Genomic DNA, 18,981 nt, shown 5'->3' with positions numbered 1-18,981 from the left:
ATGGATATATGAATTTAATCAAGAGGTGGATATTTTGCCAATTGAAAATCAAGAGAGAAAACAAATCCTTTTTGCCTTACTCATCATTGTTTTATATCTTTCCCCCTTAATCATCCTTGGAGAAAATGCGCATATTCGCGTACATGATAATTTGGATTCCAACCTTGCCTGGTATAAAGTCCTTTCAGAAAGCGGTGAGTTATTCGGTGCAATTGACGCCAGAATTCCGCAGATTATGAATGGGCTGCCCCGTAATGCTTTTGGCAGTGAGTTCAGTATTATCGTGTGGCTTCATGCTCTTTTTCCGACAATGGTTGCTTATGCAATAAGCCAGGCATTAACAAGGTTTATTGCATTCTTCGGTATGTATATCTTATTGAGGAAACATTTGGTTACAGGAGGACAATCAGGTTGGATTAGGGTTGGAACATCCTTAGCCTTTGCCCTTACCCCATTTTGGCCATCGGGAATGCTCAGTACACTTGGGATGCCTTTAGCCCTTTGGGCTTTTTTTAATATCCGCAGCAAGGATCATTCTTGGAGGAATTATTTGGTCCTTACACTTTTACCGCTTTATTCAAGCATCGTGCTTGGCTTTTTCTTTTTCCTTGTTGCAATGGGCTTTCTTTGGCTAACGGATGTAATCAGGGGAAAAGGGTGGAATATAACGTTTCTTCTTTCGATCGTTTATATGACCGTCATTTTTGGTTTGGTGGAGTATCGTTTGGTCGCTTCATTCATTTTTGATTCGGAGCCAAACAGCAGAGATGAATATTTTCACGCAAGGCTGCCGCTCGATTGGGTCATTAAGCTTACTTTCAAAAATTTCGTTCTTGGACATACGCATGTCATGACTTTACATGCGCTTATCATCCTGCCGATTACAGTCTTTGCCCTTTATATTATTCTGACAAAAAAATTGTGGAGACAGGAAAAGGTATATGTTTTTTTATTCGCCTTGAATTTCATGCTCTCAGCGTGGTACGCATTTTGGTTTTATAAAGGCTGGCTTCCTTTAACGGAAAGGTTTCACACACTGGATACTTTTAACTTTGCCAGATTTCACTTTTTAAGGCCGATGATCATTTACTTGGGGTTTGCCCTTGCGATAAAAATCATTTGGGAATACAGCAACTATGCTAAGAAAACCCTTTCTATTTTCATCGCCGTTCAAATACTGATTTTAATCGGTTTCAATGAGGAAATCACTCACAATAAAAAGCCAACTTTTAAAGAGTTCTATTCAGAAAGCCTTTTTCAGGAAATAAAAGATCATATTGACCGTCCACAAGAAGAATATCGTGTTGCCAGCATTGGGCTGCATCCCGCAATCGCTCAATATAATGGATTTTACACGCTCGATAGCTATAACAATTTTTATCCGCTTTCTTACAAACATCAATTTCGTCAAATAATTGAAAACGAATTGGCTAAGAATAAAAACATCAGAATCTATTTTGATGAATGGGGAGGACGTTGTTACCTGTTTACCGGTGAGCTTGGGAAGCATTATATGTTCAAGAAAGGCTCGAAAAAAGAGCTGAAAAATTTGGACCTCAATATGGATGCGTTTAAAGGATTAGGCGGCACGTATATATTTTCTGCCATCCCAATCAACAACGCGAAGGAAAACGGATTGGTGCTGGACAGGGTTTTCACGAAAAAAGGAAGCGTATGGAAAATTCATTTATACAGAGTCATGTGAAAAGGGGGGAATAGAATGAATTCACCGATTGTAACGATTGTTGTACCTTGTTATAACGAAGAAAGCGTTTTGCAGGAAACCATTTCCCAGCTTTGTGGATTGATGAGGGGGTTGGTCGATGAAAACGTCGTTTCCGGTCAAAGTAAAATTTTGTTTGTCGATGATGGGAGCAAGGATCAAACTTGGAAGATCATTTACAAAGAAACGATTAATAATGAATATGTTCGCGGGCTAAAACTTTCCCGGAATGCTGGACATCAAAATGCACTTCTGGCTGGGTTGTTTACGGCCAAGGAAGCCTCAGATTGTGTGATTTCCATTGATGCAGATTTACAGGATGATATTCAAGTCATCCCGGAATTCATTCGTAAATTCAATGAAGGATGTGAAATCGTATATGGTGTCCGCCAGAAAAGGGACCTTGATTCATTCTTTAAACGAACATCTGCAACAGGTTTTTATAAATTGATGAACAAGATGGGGGTTAACCTTGTCTATAATCATGCCGATTTCCGGCTAATGAGCAAAAGGGCGATCATGGAGTTGGAACGCTTTGATGAAACGAATCTTTTTTTACGGGGGATTGTACCGCTCATTGGGTTTAAGACGGACTCTGTTTATTATGACCGTAAAGAAAGATTGGCCGGGGAAACGAAATATCCATTTAAGAAGATGGTTGCTTTTGCACTTGATGGCATTACTTCCTTTTCGGTTACACCGATCCGGCTTGTATTATGGCTAGGGTGTCTTTCCTTTTTCATTAGCTTACTCTTTGGGTCTTACTTTTTATGGTTGAAATTTTATGGGCAGACCGAAACTGGCTGGACCTCATTGATCACCTCCATATGGTTGATCGGTGGACTACAGTTGATTGCTGTCGGGTTGATTGGGGAGTATATCGGAAAAATCTATAATGAATCCAAACGCCGGCCTAAATATATTGTTGATCTTGATCTATTTAATCCGCTCGATTTAAAAAAACGGGAGCAACTAGACAATGAACGGAACAGTATTGAAAAACTATCTAAAACAAACTAACTCCTTTATCCGCTTTTTATTGGTTGGAATAGTCAATACAGCGGTTGGACTTTCCATCATGCTTTTTCTCATGAATGTTCTTGAATTATCTTACTGGATCTCCACCTTTATCGGCAATGGTACGGGAGCTGTAACGAGTTTTCTTTTGAACAGGACTTTTACTTTTAAAAGCGATATAGAATGGCGTCGAGGAGTCACCCGTTTCTTTTGCGTCATCCTGATTTGTTATTCCGCCGCTTATTCTATAGGCCAAGCCATTGCAGAATCACTGGAAGGAACCGTTCATTTATCCATACAACAAAATTTGGCTGTTCTGATAGGAACAATCTTTTATACAGTGCTTAACTATCTTGGCCAGAAATACTTTGTCTTTAAAAAAAGCAATTTGAGGCCAATTCAAGAAGGAAGGAACTAATTGGTGTAGATCAGTGGAATAATGCCCCGTTTGGACGGGAATTAAAAATGGTATCGGAAAGCGGAATTCTGATTTTATGACTATCCAAGCTGGGGCAGATCTGTTTTACTTAATCCATCACGTTACTTCATTTTTCCTTTTGGGGAATCTATCTTTTGTTCATTGTCTTCTTGAATATCTTCCTTTTAGACGTTTACTTTCCTCCTTTCCTACCATCGAATCATGTGTTTGTATGACTTTTGTTATATAAGTCAAGAATAAAACCTCGCTTATAAATAATAATTCTATTTCTGTGCAAAATTTTCATTTACTTTTCCATTTCACGGGAGTATGATAATCAACAGTTTCATATTTCTAAATCGCTTAAACCTTATGGTGCGGGGGACCCGTTATTGGGATTGTCTTTAACAATCCAAGGGGTGAATCCTTTAAAAGGTAGGGCTACTCTTAGGTCCGAATCCGTCAGCTAACCTCGTAAGCGTTATATGAGAAGGAAGGTGGAGCTTGTTAGACAAAAAAATTGATGTCTACAGGTCTATTTAGCTATGACTTGTAGGCATTTTTGTGTTCTGTCTCTTTTTTTGCGACAGCTGGGAAATATAAACTTATAAATTACATGGTGGTGAATTCTTGATGTTATCTTCTATAAAGAGGTTCTTGATCGGGAGACCTTTAAAATCAAATGCACTTGGTGAACAAAAGCTTAACAAAACAAAGGCGTTGGCGATATTATCTTCAGATGCATTGTCTTCGGTTGCATATGGGCCGGAGCAAATATTGATTGTCCTGATCACGGTCGGTGCTGCGGCATTCTGGTATTCAATCCCTATCGCGATTGGAGTATTGATCCTGTTAACCGCTTTGATTTTGTCCTACAGACAAATCATTTTCGCTTATCCACATGGCGGGGGAGCCTATGTGGTTTCAAAAAACAATTTAGGTGTCAATCCAGGGTTGATAGCTGGAGGATCCTTATTGGTCGATTATATATTAACTGTCGCGGTAAGTGTTTCCGCTGGTACGGATGCCATCACGTCCGCTTTTCCCGGCCTGCATGATTATAATGTCCTCATAGCCATTATTTTCGTCATCCTACTTACTATCTTGAACCTTAGGGGGGTTACGGAATCGGCATCTGTCTTGGCCTATCCGGTGTACCTATTTGTTTTAGCCTTGTTCATCTTGATTGGGGTTGGGATTTACAAGATTCTGACGGGAGGAGTCTCACCGGAATTGCATGCGTCAATCGGGACTCCGGTAGCCGGCATCAGTTTATTTATACTGCTAAGAGCATTTGCATCAGGAAGCTCCGCATTGACAGGAGTCGAAGCGATTTCCAATGCAATCCCGAACTTTAAAGATCCAGCACCGAATAATGCTGCGAAAACATTAGTAGCGATGGGTTCCTTACTAGCTGTTTTGTTTTCGGGAATCGTATTCTTAGCCTATTATTTAAGCATTGTTCCTAGCGCAGAGGTAACGGTCGTCTCCCAGATTGCTGAAGGGATCTTTGGACGGAATTTCATGTATTTCTTCATTCAAGGTACAACTGCATTGATCTTGATACTTGCGGCAAATACTGGATATTCGGCTTTCCCTTTGCTTGCGGTAAATCTGGCGAAGGATAAATTCATACCAAGGGCGTTTACGATCAGAGGGGACCGTTTAGGGTATTCCAATGGAATTATCATACTTGGACTTGCATCCATCATCTTGATAGTCGCATTTGAAGGACATACGGAAAATCTCATCCCGCTTTATGCGGTTGGTGTATTCATCCCATTTACGTTATCCCAGACCGGGATGATTGTTAAATGGATTCGCGAAAAGCCAAAAGGCTGGATGTTGAAATTAACCATTAATTCAATTGGTGCCATAATTAGCTTTATCGTCACGATGATATTCTTTTTAACCAAATTTAGTCAGGTTTGGCCTGTTTTGATTTTTTTACCTATCATCATTTTAATTTTTCATCGAATTAGAAAGCATTATGAAGCAGTTGGAGACCAACTAAGGATTACAACATGTGAGCCGATCTTACCAATCGAAGGAAATATCATCCTTGTACCTGTTGCGGGTATAACTCATGTGGTTGAGAACTCTTTAAATTATGCAAAATCTCTATCTGCACATCAGGTCATTGCCGTTTATGTCGCTTTTGAAAGAGAAGATGAAAAGAAATTCGAAGAAAAATGGAAAAAATGGCAGCCGGATGTAAGGCTTGTTACACTGAATTCGTATTACAGAAGTATCATTCAGCCACTAACTAAATTTGTGGATACAGTAGAACATAAGGCTAGTGAATCCAACTATAAAGTTACGGTGATCATCCCCCAATTCATTCCGAAGAAGGGCTGGCACAATATACTTCATAACCAATCAAGTTTACTGATTCGCGCTTACTTACTTTATAAAAGAAATGTGGTTGTTACGACAGTGCCATATCATTTAAAGAAGTAAGTTCCATATCTTAAGAGAGCAGAATGTAGACAAATTCGATTTTCGAGTTTGTCTACATTTTTTTATGGCTTATACAATTTGGACGTGGATTTCCGCTCAAGAAACTCGCTATCCGCGGGCGGTGGGCGAGCCTCCTCGGCTTGCGCCTGCGGGGTCTCCCAAGACGCGCTTTTCCCGCAGGAGTCTCGTACACCCGCTCCACTCAACTTTGTTATAGCATTTAGTTAGAAACCATACCTAAGGAGTTGAAGGTTGCGAGATTAGGTATTTTTCTTTGAAAATTGGACTAAATTCACTCCATACATCAAATTTATTACCATCTAAATCAAAGAAAACGAAATTCCTTCCTGAGTGTCCTCTATTTTCAATTACACCAACTCTAATCTGTTTATAGCTAAAATCTCTATGTATAGCTTCTAAAGCATTTATTCCATTAACTTCAAAAGTTATAGAAAAACGCTCAACACCGTAAATATCATAGAAATTTGAGCTTTGATTTTCTTTAGATTTAACAAGGAAAATACTTTGGTTCGCAAAATTAAGAATTGCTTTGTCTTCGTCTTTATAGCTTAACTCTGCCCCCAATTTGTTTACATACCATTCAGAAGAAAGTTCTACATTTGAAACTGGGATATAAGTAGTTCCTACCCTTAATAATTGTTATTCACCCTGTTCGCCTCCTTTAATTACTTGAATAAATTCATTCTCCACTTATATATCTTTCTCCTTTTAAGTATCCATAATTAGCCTTTTATATATGCAACTATCCTGCCCCGTTAGCCATCCATGAAGCGCAAAAATCAGCGCTTCACCACAGAGAATGAAAATGGTTCAGAACGGTCAATACTGATTCTACGGCTGGGAGAGGAAGGTCGATGAACTATGGTGCATTAGAGCCCATCCGTTAGTCTGACTCCAACGACCAAGGTGCACCAATGACTGTCGCTCCCTTACGGGAAGCACACATGGTAGATTAATCCTATTCTGGTTTTTGCATCAGCCTCCAATTATATTGAAAGCCGTAGAAAGGATGTTTTCAATGGAAGTAGTCATTGAAAGAGCATGTGGTATGGATGTCCATAAGGACAATATTACTGCATGTATTATGACACCAGAAGGAAAGGAGATTCAAACGTTTTCAACAAAAACTGTTTTTCTAATACAGTTAATGGATTGGATTAAACAGAATAACTGTACTCATGTTGCCATGGAGAGTACCAGTGTATATTGGAAACCTATTGTTAATTTATTAGAAGCTGAAGAGATTGAGTTTTTAGTTGTGAATGCTCAACATATGAAAGCAGTGCCAGGGCGTAAAACAGATGTTAAAGATGCAGAATGGATTGCCAAACTTCTTCGTCATGGACTTCTAAAAGCTAGTTACATTCCAGATCGAAATCAACGGGAACTACGTGAACTAGTTCGGTACCGTAGAAGTATCATTGAAGAACGTGCTAGAAAACATAATCGCATCAAAAAAGTGTTAGAGGGCGCAAATATTAAGCTAGGCTCTGTCGTTTCAGACGTTATGGGTGTTTCAGCTAGAGACATGCTTAACGCAATTAAGGTGAAGAAGATCCTGAAAAACTAGCAAACTTTGCTCGACGCACAATGAAAAAGAAGAAAGATGAACTAGAACTCACCCTTAAAGGTTATATCAATTCGCATCAACGCCTCATGTTAAAAACCATTTTAAAGCATATTGATTTTTTAACAGAGCAAATCGAGATGCTCGACCAAGAGGTCGAGGAAAGAGTAAGCTCCTATCAAGAAGATGTGGAACGATTAGACTCTATTCCTGGTATAGCTACAAGAATAGCTGAGCAAATTTTATCTGAAATTGGGACTGATATTAAGAAACAGTTTCCAAGTGCAGCTCATATGTGTTCTTGGGCAGGACTAGTTCCTGGGCATAACGAAAGTGCGGGAAAAAGAAAATCGGCTAATAAAAAAAAAGGAAACAAGTATTTGAGATCAGCATTAACAGAAGCAGCTCATTCTGTAAGAGGATCTAAAAACTATCTCGGAGCACTGTATAGGCGTACAGCATCACGAAAAGGTAAGAAACGAGCAGGAATAGTAGTCGCTCATGCCATGTTACGTATCTCCTATTATCTCTTAACTCGAAAAGAAATGTATGTAGACTTAGGCGAAGACTACTTTGATAAGCAGAGGCAACAATCAATTTTTCGGCATTCACTAAGAAAACTTGAAAGTTTAGGATACACAGTTACATTACAAGAACCTGAAGCATCTTAATCCAGTCCACTTACCTACAATAAATCAGTAAATTAGGCGCTCTCCCCTTTTTAAAAAAACAATGAGCTGCGTCTTCTTAAGTATTGCCTTTTCCCAAAAATTCCAGAAGTCTATTTTCATGGTAGATTAAATAAAAAAAGCCCCACCAAAATAAAGGTCGGCTTTTTTTATATACTATTTTTAGCAGAAACCGCCATATCCTTGAACGTTGCAGTTACCGCCACCGTTAATTTTAATTCTTTAAAGAATTTGAGCAATTATAGTGTACCTCAATATAATTTCAGTAAAGGTAAAGTGTTCATATTATATTTCTTATCAAATTAAAATCAGTCATATTTAGACAAAATTAGAGGTTTTTCATAATTTAACTCTCGTTTTCTAATAAATTCAACAAATTATATTCTTATAGTTATATTTTATTACAATTAACGTATAATACACCAAATCCTCTAATAATTTCCTGTGAAATTATATTGTTTTTAATAAATACAACTTTTTTGAAATTATTTTAAAATAAAATGTATTTATTTAAAAAAGGGGATAGAGAAAATGAAAACGAAAATTTATTTTATTATGGCAGCGATTTTAATGATTTTATTAAATCCAAAATCTTCTTTTGCTTCTGGAGACGGTAATTTTAATAAGATTCTCACAGATTTAGACGGTAAGTGTGGTGTGAATTACGGATTATTAAGACCGGGTTCATATACAGCTAATTCAACGGGAGGAGACTTTCAAGTTAAATTTAACTCTCCTCGTGCAGCAGAATATAAATTGTACCTACATGAATATGATCCAGGTGATAATGCGGATGAGCATGTTCCTGGTTATAGAAATATTACTAATAGTGGAGCAGCAATTTGGCGAGATTTAGGCAAATATGTAGATGGGGATAACAATAGAGCAGAATTCTATGTTACTTGTGCCTCTAATATTGAATCTAGTACTTTAAATTATATAACTGGTGATTACACTTACTGGGATTGATAAAACATAAAAAGCCTGAGACTACAATGTCCAGGCTTTTTTGTTTTATTTTAATGCGCAGTAAAACTAGACTCGTAGTAAGGCGCTAGCCTAATATTTCTCGTTTGAAGATTCTGCCCGAATTCGCTCTAGGATTCGGGTATTAGTGATCACATTGTTTATCTTAAACCTATCTTTTTCAAGATATATCAACACAAATAATTTTTGATTTTAAACAAGAGATTGATCAAGACCTTAAATCCTTTGATGTTTCAGACCACATTTTTAGAATTGATTTTGATCAAGATGTTCATAATGCTTGTTTTACAACGTTCTAATAAAAACAAGGGACTATATTTTGATCAATCTTTTTTATAACGGTAGAACTTTATTTTAAATCACAAATAATGGATTGTAATAAACCTTAGCCAATTTAGACACGGAATACCACTTCTTAGTTCAAATTTCTGAAGGGGTGGTATTTTTTGAAGAGGATAATGATAATCTGAAATCACCACCCAAAATATTGGTGTTAAAAGTTGCATTTGCTTTATTAGCTAATAAAATAACAGATGACAAATACTATCAATATCTTCAGGCTTTCGGATTGGCTCGAAAAACTAATGTTGATTTACCCAATGAAGTAGGCAGTACAATTAATTATAAATATAAACGTGATCAATTTATCAACAGCTTTTGGCCAAGTCAATCGGAATCCAGCTCTTGACGTGCCTCCATCAAAAACAAAGAATTCAGCTTGCCAGATGGACGGTCATTCATCCTGTCATTAAAATCAGTCGTTTCACTAACTATTGCTCAAAAAGGGGGAAACGAATAGAATGCTGCTGTTGACAAGTTTTATGATAGTCGTGGCTTATACAATTTGCTTTTCTAAAATAGCCCATCGAAAAAAAGAGAATATTGGTGTTGGCCTTGGTAAATGCATGGTCATGATGTTAAGCATGACGACAAGTTTAACCTTAAGTTTAATGCTGTCATTCCTGATGCCCGGCAAGCTGGCGGTTTTAACCGTTCTAGCCATCGCAATATGTGCAGTGGCAGGCTTCATCATCGGAAAACCATTCGGTCTGACAGCGGTTATGGAGTCCCTGTCAACAACCCTGATGGGGGCAATGATGGGAGCCATGCTTGGGGTCATGCTGCCTCTTGATTCACAAACTTACATGCTCGTTTCGATGGATCTGATTTACCTAGGCAGTATATTCTTTGTGACTTTTTATATAAAAAGAGAGGATGTAAAAGAGACAAAAAGTGGGAGGGGGTTTGCTCCTTTCTTTCTGACCCTCTTGTTCTCCATCATCATTATCGGAACGTCGGCTGTTTGGGAACGTGATTATTTCAAGGTTGGTGGAGATTCGGAAATGGACATGCAACATCATCAACATGGCGGGTAGCTGTTGCAAGAATATCAATAACATCCATAAGGGCTGCTTCTGCAGCCCTTTTCGTGTTGAACAATTTTTTAGTGAAACACTTCATAAAATTACCAAGGGTCATTTCAAATAATGCGAACATATTAAAAGAATACAAAATGAAATATCCTGCTTAGTTTTGTACTTACATATATGGGGGTTGAAAATGGATATACTATTAGCTCTCTTGCCGGCATTATTCTGGGGAAGCATCGTTTTATTTAATGTGAAACTCGGGGGTGGACCCTATAGTCAAACACTAGGTACAACGATTGGCGCCTTGATTTTTTCAATTGGTGTCTATATTTTTGCCGATATTAAGCTGTCACTTCTAGTGTTTGGAGTCGGAGTCGTATCTGGATTGTTTTGGGCCGTTGGACAAGCTAATCAGCTTAAGAGCATTGATTTAATGGGAGTTTCTAAAACAATGCCGATTTCAACAGGATTGCAGCTCATTTCAACCACTTTATTCGGGGTCATAGTTTTTAACGAATGGTCTACAATGAAGGCGATTATTTTAGGCGTTTTGGCATTGATCTTCATTATTATAGGAATCATCTTGACCTCCTTGGAAGATAAAGAATCGAAAGAGGGCAAGTCGGGAAACTTGAAGAAAGGAATTGTTATTCTCCTCATCTCGACATTCGGTTATTTGGTTTATGTGGTCGTGGCCCGTCTTTTTGATGTTGACGGGTGGTCAGCGTTGTTCCCTCAAGCGATTGGGATGGTGATAGGCGGTCTGTTATTGACTTTTAAGCATAAACCGTTTAACAAATATACGATTCGCAATATCATTCCGGGATTGATATGGGCTGCAGGGAACATGTTTTTATTCATTTCCCAGCCACGTGTGGGAGTGGCCACTAGTTTTTCACTTTCGCAGATGGGCATAGTCATCTCAACCCTTGGCGGGATCTTCATTTTACGTGAAAAGAAAACGAAGCGCCAACTAATTGGAATCGTAATTGGGATTATCTTGATCATCATAGCTGGGATTATGCTGGGATTGGCAAAAAGTTAATTGGAGGGTGATTACATGTATACAGATTTAGAAGGTAAGGTCGTGGTCATAACCGGATCATCCACTGGTTTAGGCAAAGCGATGGCCATTCGCTTTGCTAAGGAAAAAGCGAAGGTCGTGGTTAATTATCGCACTAAATCAGAGGAAGCGGATAGTGTAATGGAAGAAATCAAAACAAATGGCGGGGAAGCCATTGCAGTAAAAGGCGATGTCACCGTTGAAGAAGATGTTATTAACCTTGTTCAATCAGCGATAAAGAATTTCGGGAAACTTGATATATTCATCAATAATGCAGGGATTGAAAATCCGGTTCCATCTCACGAGATGCCGTTAAGCGACTGGAATAGGGTAATCGATACTAACTTAACGGGGAATTTCTTAGGCTGCCGCGAAGCTATCAAGTATTTTGTCGAGAACGATATTAAAGGGAATGTAATTAACATGTCCAGTGTACATGAGATGATTCCCTGGCCTTTATTCGTTCACTATGCAGCTAGCAAGGGCGGGGTGAAGCTGCTTACGGAAACCCTGGCTCTTGAATATGCACCAAAAGGGATCCGCGTGAACAGCATTGGTCCCGGAGCCATCGCCACGCCAATAAATGCCGACAAGCTTGAAGATCCCGAAAAGAAAAAGGACCTTGAAAGCATGATTCCGATGGGGTATATCGGAAAGCCTGAAGAAATTGCCGCGGTTGCTGCATGGCTGGCATCTTCAGAGTCCAGCTATGTAACGGGCATCACTCTATTCGCTGACGGAGGAATGACAAAATACCCTTCATTCCAAGCGGGTAGAGGATGAGTTTTGATTAATTCCTCTTATATGATGCAACAAGAGTCCCAGCAGGATCAAGCCTGCTGGGATTCTTGTGTAAAGCATTAACGAGTATGATGATTATACCAGCTAATGAAATTATCGATGACCGTATCGATAAACTGGACAGTCGGCTCATGTATAAGGCTGCCTTCGTTATCGATTTTGTCATGCACTGCACCAACATATACTTCATTCCCAGGAAGGAGTGGGGAGGAGATGCCTATTGCGAATAAGATTTCACGCAAATGCAATTGAGCTTTTACCGTCCCTAATTGCCCCATAGACGCACCCATGATCCATGATGGTTTGCCGATCAAGACTTTATCGACACGTGATAACCAATCAATTGCATTGCCCAATACACCTGGAATCGTCCCGTTGTATTCAGGTGTTACCCACAAGACTGCATCTGCTTCAGCCACTTTGCTTTTAAATTCTTTTACAACCAATGGAGGATCATTTTCAATATCTTGATCATAAAAAGGTAAATCCCGAATGTTCAAGATTTCGAGATCAAAACGATCTTGATATTTAGTTTGAATATATTTGGCTAGCTTAAGGTTGTATGACTCTTTACGGATACTTCCCACTATGGCAACAACTTTCATCTCCAATACCTCCAATGATTTTATAATGGATAATCATGTAAATGTGTTCCACTTACCTATTATAATTGGAATGTAATTGAAAGGGAAAAAGGATGCTTGGGAAATAATCATTCGGCGGATGGCCCTTCAATCACACCACGATGAAAATGTCTTTCCATGACATACCCAAAAAAGGAGGCAAGCATTTGTTGAAACAGCATGCCAAGTACAACGGGTACCGCAACGGCAGCAGGGAAATAGGTGGTTGCAAGAACGGCTCCAGCACTGATGTTTCGCATACCGCCTGTAAATGTCAAGGTGATGATATCCGCCTTTTCCCATCTTAAACATGCACCGACCATCCAAGAAAGGGCATAGCCTGAAGCGGCTATGAACAAAACCAAGAAGGCCATGATCATTATTTTCTTATCGAAATGGGTTAAGAAAGGCGCTATTTTTGAACTGTTCAATATGACTACGATTCCAACGCTTATCTTGGAGAATGGAGCTAATCGGGGAGATAGTGAATATTGTATCTTTCCTTTTGTAGCCTGATTCAAGAACATGGCAAGCATGGAGGGCAGAACGACCATTCCGATTAACCCTTTCACTATCGACCCCAAATCCATTTCGATCGAACCGCCTCCGAAAAGGGAAATGCTGTAAGGGACGATGAATGGCGAGAGTAGGGTGTCGATTAAGATTATGGTTAGGGCAAGTATGGCATTACCCTTATAAATGGATACCCAGATCATACTGGTGACACCGGTTGGAATCACTACAGCGAGGACTAGGCCGGTAATTGTGAAAGCATCACCATGAAACACTAAATGACCGAGGCCAAAAGCCCAAATTGGCATAAGCATATGAAGGATGATCAATACGATGAAAACGGGTAAAGGGTGGGTGACTGCCTGTTGCAGAGATTTAAAGTTAGAGCCTAAACTCCCGGAAAATGTAATGAAGGCAAATATCCATGGAACAAGAAAGGTGTAATCCATTAGATGTTCGGACAATAATACCCCAATAATCACGCTTATCGGCGTGATGAAAGGCATGACTTTATCGAGTTGTTCATTTATTGTTTTCAGCATCATTCCATCCACTTCCTCATCCATTCTATTAAGTAAGTTTACCATATTCCAAAACATATAATTTGTAAGACAAGAATTTTGTCAATTTATTTTTTGGAAATGGTGAAATGCATTTAATGTAAGACTATATAAAATAGGCCAAGTGGGATGCTAATCTATCCATTCTTTTTGTGTTCTCTATACTTTCACTGCTATGAAACAAAAAGGGCTGCAAGCTTTCCCTGATGGATGGTTTTATAAGGAGGTTTTTAGGCAGGATTGTTCGATGTAACGTTGTATATTCAATGAAAAATAGTTTAAAGTAGAGGAGAGAGGTGAAAGAAATGGCAGAAAAGGTTTCCAGTATAATGTGGTTTAGTCTTGCAGTACAAGCCCTGCTTGTACTTGCTGAACATGATGGATTATGCAATAGTAATAAATTGGCCGTTAAGCTTGATTCGGAGTCAGGTTTTCTTAGAAAAATATTAAGTAATTTAGTGAAGGCAGGGCTGATTCAAGCGAAGGAAGGAAGAGATGGGGGATATTCACTTGCCAAAAATCCTGAACAAATCATTCTTGCAGATATATACTCTGCAATTAAATCCGAACCTTTTTCAAAAGGCTTTCTTGATGTGAATGCTAAAAAATGCTTTCAACCATCTTCCCGCGAAGCTTTATGCGGCTTGAAAAACGAGATGGAGAGCTGGATTATACAAGGCTTGGAACAAAAGACGATTGCTGATTTACTATCAAAATCTTGATGTAAAAAACGAAACTGCAAGGGTTTCGTTTTTCTTAAACTGTATTTGACAAAAGAACAGTATGCGTTATATACTGTTCCTATAATAATTACAGTTAAATGGAGGTCATTATCAATGACAAAAAATATAATGAGTAAAGAAGAGTACCTGAATAAAGCTAAAGAATTGAATGTACCGCTTGAAAAGCCGAAAGTCCTTAATGATACGGATTTCACTACGGTAGCAAAAGAACGGAGATCTGTTCGCCAGTACGATGCTGAATACGTGATGACTGAAGAGGAAATTCGTGAAATCCTGGAGATTGCGATTCAAGCGCCTTCTTCTTCCAACTTACAGCCATGGAGATTCCTTGTGATTCAAGATAAGCAAACCCAACAAGAATTGCTACCCATCGCAAATAACCAACAACAAATCGTCGATGCATCTGCTGTCATTGCCGTTTTAGCTGATATAGAAGGTTACAAAAATGCAGAACGGATTTATGGTGAATTAGTCAATAAAGGGATCATGAAGAATGAAATCAAAGAGCCATATGTAGCCTCTATTCTGCATAATTACGGCAACTTTTCCGCTGAGAAGGCTTTAAGCGTAGCCATGATTGACGGTGGCTTGGTTTCCATGCAGATCATGTTGGCTGCAAAAGCAAAAGGATACGATACAGTCCCAATGGGAGGGTTCGATGAAGCCAAATTTGTGGATGCGTTCAATGTACCGGAAAACTTCAAACCTGTCATGTTGATTTCCCTTGGAAAAGGAACTAAAGCAGGCTTTGAAAAAGTCCGTTTGCCACTCGATACTATATTGACTTGGAATAAATTCTGAGGAACAAACCATGAGAAAAAGGATAGCTAAAATCGCTATCCTTTTTCTCATGGTTTGAGATTGGCTCTGAAAAATCATTTATTCTCGCGAGCAATAAATGAATGTGTTACAATTTTTCCAGATATTTCTTTGGAATGTCTCCTCTAAAAATCACCGACCGGCAAATTAAGCTAATGAATTCTTTTTGGCGCTGCTAGCCAAAATACAGCAATTATCGTGGGTTTAGCCGTTGACAATGGATGGGAGGGAGTCCGTGTGAAGAATATGAAAAGTGAAGTGTTCTCGTGGTTGAAAGCTATCTTATTCGCTTTAATGATCGTGTTCATTTGCCAACAGTTTTTATTTACGCCAGTCACGGTAAAAGGTGAATCAATGGAGCCGACTTATGAAAATGATGACCGGATCGTGGTAGCTAAAATCGGAAAGCCAGAGCGCTTCGATATGGTGGTATTTTATGCTCCGGACGCGGAAGAGAATTATATAAAAAGGGTGATCGGTTTACCAGGGGACAGCGTCGAAATGAAAGATGATGTCTTATATATCAATGGGAAAAAGTATACAGAACCATATTTGAATACAAAAAAAGGGGAAATTCCACCAGAAGAGAATCTGACGGAGAATTTCACCCTAAGTGATTTACTCGGGAAATCCAAGGTACCTGTCGGTCATTTATTTGTCATGGGGGATAATCGAAGGAATAGTTGGGATGGAAGAAGATTTGGTTTTATTTCTGAAAAATCACTTGTGGGCAAAGTGAAATTTCGCATCTACCCTTTAAATGAAATGGGAGTGCCGAAGTGAAAGGATTATAGTGAATCAAGTGAAAGCCTGGATGATAATGATATGGACTAAGTTGTATTTATAGCAGATGATGGATAAGAACCTTTTCCTATTGGTAAGGTTTTTATTTTGGATTGTGGGGGATTAATATGAAGAATGGTTTATCAGCCATTTCCATCCCGATGCTGGATGAAGAAATGGGACGTCAGGTTAAAGGACATGTCGATTCGCTGACGGTTCCTCAGGGAAGCTTAGGACGGCTGGAAGAATGGATAATTGAACTGGCCAAGATGACAGGGGAGGCGTTTCCGGACATTTCGAAACCGGGGGTGATCGTGTTTGCAGCCGACCATGGAATTACGGAAGAAGGGATTTCCGCGTATCCAAAAGAAGTGACGGAACAAATGGCACTTAATTTCCTGAATGACGGTGCTGCCATCAATGTATTAAGCCGTGCGATAGATGCTTACTTGGACATTGTCGATATAGGGATCGATGCAGATATCGAAGGACCGGGGTTAACTTCCAGAAAAGTCCGTAATGGAACTAGAAACTTTTATAAGGAAGAGGCTATGACAAAGGAAGAAGTAAATCAAGCGCTTGACATTGGGTATGACCGTGCAGAGAAAATGATTGCCCGTGGGGTGAACTGTCTGATTCTTGGTGAAATGGGAATCGGAAATACGACATCCAGTACCGCCATCATCTCCATCATAAGCGGGAAAAGCGTCGAATCACTAGTGGGGCAGGGAACAGGATTGAAGTCAGAAGGCATTTTACATAAGCGAAGAATAATTGAAGAAGCGATTTCATTAAGAAATCCTAATCCTGATGATCCAATCAACATTTTGATGAATATCGGTGGATTCGAAATTGCAGGTATGGCAGGGGCCATGCTTGCTGCAGCGAATAACCGTATACCCATTCTTGTTGATGGTTTCATTACAACAACGGCTGCTGTATTGGCAAACCTGATTTCCGGACGTGCAGCCGATTATATGTTTGTTGGACATCGATCTGCAGAACCTGGTCATAGAGCGGCCATAGAACTGCTAGGCAAGGAACCGATCCTCGACCTGGGAATGAGAATCGGGGAAGGAACAGGGGCTGCCCTGTCATACCCCATTCTCAAGGCAGCGACATTGGTCATTAAAGAAATGGCAACATTTGAATCTGCGGGCGTGTCAAATAAGTAAGAAAAAGGAGACCTCGATACGCTGGTCTCCTTTTTATACGGTAAAAAAGTGGATACTGCATTGAAACTTTCTTCTATTCCGCTGTTATTTAATGGGCAGATGATCTTTATATTTCTTCATTTTCCTGACGACGGATGGCTGGCTGATACCTAAGAATTTAGCCATTTCATATGTGGACTTGCATTGTTTACTCGCTTTCATCAACATCCATTTTTCGACTTGTTCGAGAGCGGTATTGAGATCACTATCATCAACCATCATATTGTCGATCATTAGGGTATCATCCATTTTCTCCAAAGATTCTTGTCCATGGAAATGGGAGGGGAGAAAGCCTGGGAAAATGATGGAGTCTTCCGAGGTCAAAATGAGCCGTTCAATCAGGTTTTCCAATTCACGCACGTTTCCTGACCATTTATGCTGAATCAGTATTTCGTAAGTGGAAGGGTGCAATTTCTTATCCGACTTGTATTTCTTATTGATGATTTCGAGATTATGATTGATTAAGATGGCAATGTCTTCTTTTCTTTCGCGTAGTGGCGGTATTTGGATGGGAATCACATTTAAGCGATAATACAAATCGAGCCTGAATGTTCCCTTCTCCACCATTTCCTCAAGGTTTTGATTGGTTGCCGTCACAAGCCGGAAATCAATCTTATGCTCTTTTTTTCCTCCGACTCTTTTAAAGGTCTTCTCTTGCAGGACATTTAATAACTTCACTTGCATATCGAGGGGAAGCTCCCCGATTTCATCCAGAAATAAGGTTCCGTTATCTGCTTGTTCGATCAGCCCTTGCTTCCCCTGTTTCTGCGCTCCGGTGAAGGATCCCGCTTCATATCCAAACATTTCGGATTCAAAGAGACTTTCTGGGATGGTACTGCAGTTGACTTCGATGAATGGCTCTTTGCTGCGGTAACTCTGATTGTGCAGCCGGCGGGCGAATACGCTCTTTCCCACACCGGATTCCCCAAGAAGCATGACTGTCGCATCCGTTTTGGAAACACGGTGTATCGTTTTGGCGATTTGCCGCATTTCCTTGCTGCGATAGATCAACTCCTCCTGTTCCCTTAGTTCCTCGACCTCCGATTGGTATTCTTGAATCTTTTTCTCCAATTGACCGTACTGATCCTGGAGGTTCCTGATTTCAGTTTGATCTTGGGCATAGCTGACGACACGAATCAATTCACCATCATCATCAAAGATGGGATAGGCAGTCGACATGACGATTTTTCCCGTCTTCGTTTGCTGCATGATCTGGATAGGCGTTTTCTCTTTCAATACCATGGCGGAAATCGAAGGTGAAAGGATTCCTTCCGTTTCGAGCTGGTAAACGGATTTTCCAAGGTAATGTTCTGGTTCGATTCCATATATCCACCAATGATTAGGATTCGTGAATAAAATGAATCCTTTTTCATCGGTCACGGTAATATTATTATTGGATGTGTTGATAATGCATTCCAAAACTCTTTTGACGTTGTTATCACTCATCATTTTCCCCCTTATCACTGTGCCGGTGATTCAAATATAAATCAAAAACAGAAGCGAAATCAAGAATTTTCAGATATTTTGATTTGGAATTGAATCATTTTTTATATGAATCTTGCCTGGGATAGTCTCACTCACTTCATTCATCAAGCTAAAACTAGAGTAAT

17 protein-coding genes, 1 pseudogene and 1 riboswitch are annotated in these 18,981 nt (G+C 39.5%); of the genes and pseudogenes, 14 read left to right on the top strand and 4 right to left on the bottom strand.

All coding sequences use genetic code 11. From position 1 onward, the window contains the following. Nucleotides 1-34: 34 nt before the first annotated feature. From ACFX4H_RS10955 to ACFX4H_RS10940, 4 genes are all read left to right on the top strand, one after another. A complete protein-coding gene (locus ACFX4H_RS10955) occupies nt 35-1,705 on the top strand; it encodes a DUF6044 family protein (RefSeq protein WP_377435202.1) in 1,671 nt (556 codons plus the stop codon). A 15-nt stretch (nt 1,706-1,720) separates the two neighbouring features. Further along, entirely contained in the window at nt 1,721-2,743 is a 1,023-nt protein-coding gene (locus tag ACFX4H_RS10950) for a glycosyltransferase family 2 protein (protein WP_034315136.1), read from the top strand. Beyond that, on the top strand, nt 2,703-3,158 hold the full coding sequence (locus ACFX4H_RS10945) for a GtrA family protein (protein ID WP_052137519.1): 456 nt from the start codon (nt 2,703-2,705) through the stop codon (nt 3,156-3,158). Before ACFX4H_RS10950 ends, ACFX4H_RS10945 begins: the two co-directional genes overlap by 41 nt. Before the next feature lie 350 nt (nt 3,159-3,508). Beyond that, nucleotides 3,509-3,655, top strand: a riboswitch (cyclic di-AMP (ydaO/yuaA leader). Between the two features lie 136 nt (nt 3,656-3,791). After that, complete coding sequence (locus ACFX4H_RS10940) at nt 3,792-5,618, top strand: APC family permease (RefSeq protein WP_249596903.1); 1,827 nt, start codon at nt 3,792-3,794, stop codon at nt 5,616-5,618. A 237-nt stretch (nt 5,619-5,855) separates the two neighbouring features. Here ACFX4H_RS10940 and ACFX4H_RS10935 read toward each other — a convergent pair whose 3' ends face one another. Then, nucleotides 5,856-6,251, bottom strand: coding sequence for a VOC family protein (locus ACFX4H_RS10935; RefSeq protein ID WP_249597106.1), 396 nt, complete (start codon nt 6,249-6,251; stop codon nt 5,856-5,858). 406 nt (nt 6,252-6,657) lie between these two features. Here ACFX4H_RS10935 and ACFX4H_RS10930 point away from each other — a divergent pair. The 6 genes and pseudogenes from ACFX4H_RS10930 to ACFX4H_RS10905 all read left to right on the top strand — a co-directional run bounded on the left by ACFX4H_RS10930 (nt 6,658) and on the right by ACFX4H_RS10905 (nt 12,098). Continuing rightward, nucleotides 6,658-7,877 (top strand): annotated as a pseudogene (locus ACFX4H_RS10930) (IS110 family RNA-guided transposase). 549 nt (nt 7,878-8,426) lie between these two features. Continuing rightward, nucleotides 8,427-8,864 carry a hypothetical protein gene (locus ACFX4H_RS10925; RefSeq protein WP_249596904.1) on the top strand — a complete coding sequence of 146 codons (438 nt, stop codon included), beginning with the start codon at nt 8,427-8,429 and terminating at the stop codon, nt 8,862-8,864. Nucleotides 8,865-9,318: 454 nt separating this feature from the next. Then, entirely contained in the window at nt 9,319-9,570 is a 252-nt protein-coding gene (locus ACFX4H_RS10920; RefSeq protein WP_249599454.1) for a penicillin-binding transpeptidase domain-containing protein, read from the top strand. Between the two features lie 112 nt (nt 9,571-9,682). Further along, on the top strand, nt 9,683-10,258 hold the full coding sequence (locus ACFX4H_RS10915; RefSeq protein WP_323602147.1) for a hypothetical protein: 576 nt from the start codon (nt 9,683-9,685) through the stop codon (nt 10,256-10,258). Between the two features lie 184 nt (nt 10,259-10,442). Next, a complete protein-coding gene (locus tag ACFX4H_RS10910; protein ID WP_034315121.1) occupies nt 10,443-11,297 on the top strand; it encodes a RhaT/GlcU family sugar-proton symporter in 855 nt (284 codons plus the stop codon). A gap of 15 nt (nt 11,298-11,312) precedes the next feature. Beyond that, a complete protein-coding gene (locus tag ACFX4H_RS10905) occupies nt 11,313-12,098 on the top strand; it encodes a glucose 1-dehydrogenase (RefSeq protein ID WP_048689825.1) in 786 nt (261 codons plus the stop codon). Nucleotides 12,099-12,175: 77 nt separating this feature from the next. On the opposite strand, the gene ACFX4H_RS10900 is transcribed toward ACFX4H_RS10905, so the two are convergent. Continuing rightward, nucleotides 12,176-12,721, bottom strand: coding sequence for an NADPH-dependent FMN reductase (locus ACFX4H_RS10900; protein ID WP_034315116.1), 546 nt, complete (start codon nt 12,719-12,721; stop codon nt 12,176-12,178). A 107-nt stretch (nt 12,722-12,828) separates the two neighbouring features. Next, the gene (locus tag ACFX4H_RS10895; RefSeq protein ID WP_377435303.1) at nt 12,829-13,794 is read right to left on the bottom strand and encodes a bile acid:sodium symporter family protein; all 966 of its coding nucleotides are present in this window, start codon (nt 13,792-13,794) and stop codon (nt 12,829-12,831) included. A gap of 323 nt (nt 13,795-14,117) precedes the next feature. On the opposite strand from ACFX4H_RS10895, the gene ACFX4H_RS10890 reads away from it, so the two are divergent. The 4 genes from ACFX4H_RS10890 to cobT all read left to right on the top strand — a co-directional run bounded on the left by ACFX4H_RS10890 (nt 14,118) and on the right by cobT (nt 17,332). After that, nucleotides 14,118-14,534, top strand: coding sequence for an RrF2 family transcriptional regulator (locus ACFX4H_RS10890; protein ID WP_034315113.1), 417 nt, complete (start codon nt 14,118-14,120; stop codon nt 14,532-14,534). 114 nt (nt 14,535-14,648) lie between these two features. Next, nucleotides 14,649-15,356, top strand: a complete 708-nt coding sequence (locus ACFX4H_RS10885) for a nitroreductase family protein (RefSeq protein ID WP_063591988.1) — start codon at nt 14,649-14,651, stop codon at nt 15,354-15,356. A 264-nt stretch (nt 15,357-15,620) separates the two neighbouring features. Then, nucleotides 15,621-16,157 carry a signal peptidase I gene (gene lepB / locus ACFX4H_RS10880; protein WP_034315582.1) on the top strand — a complete coding sequence of 179 codons (537 nt, stop codon included), beginning with the start codon at nt 15,621-15,623 and terminating at the stop codon, nt 16,155-16,157. A gap of 128 nt (nt 16,158-16,285) precedes the next feature. Then, entirely contained in the window at nt 16,286-17,332 is a 1,047-nt protein-coding gene (gene cobT / locus ACFX4H_RS10875) for a nicotinate-nucleotide--dimethylbenzimidazole phosphoribosyltransferase (protein WP_377435199.1), read from the top strand. Between the two features lie 84 nt (nt 17,333-17,416). Here cobT and ACFX4H_RS10870 read toward each other — a convergent pair whose 3' ends face one another. Continuing rightward, on the bottom strand, nt 17,417-18,820 hold the full coding sequence (locus ACFX4H_RS10870; protein ID WP_063591987.1) for a sigma-54 interaction domain-containing protein: 1,404 nt from the start codon (nt 18,818-18,820) through the stop codon (nt 17,417-17,419). Nucleotides 18,821-18,981 lie beyond the last annotated feature (161 nt).

Source organism: Peribacillus sp. YIM B13477 (assembly GCF_042787955.1).
Classification (GTDB): Bacteria; Bacillota; Bacilli; order Bacillales; family DSM-1321; genus Peribacillus; species Peribacillus frigoritolerans.
The sequence above is the reverse complement of the archived record's forward strand: the minus strand, read 5'-3'. Positions and strand labels throughout refer to the sequence as shown.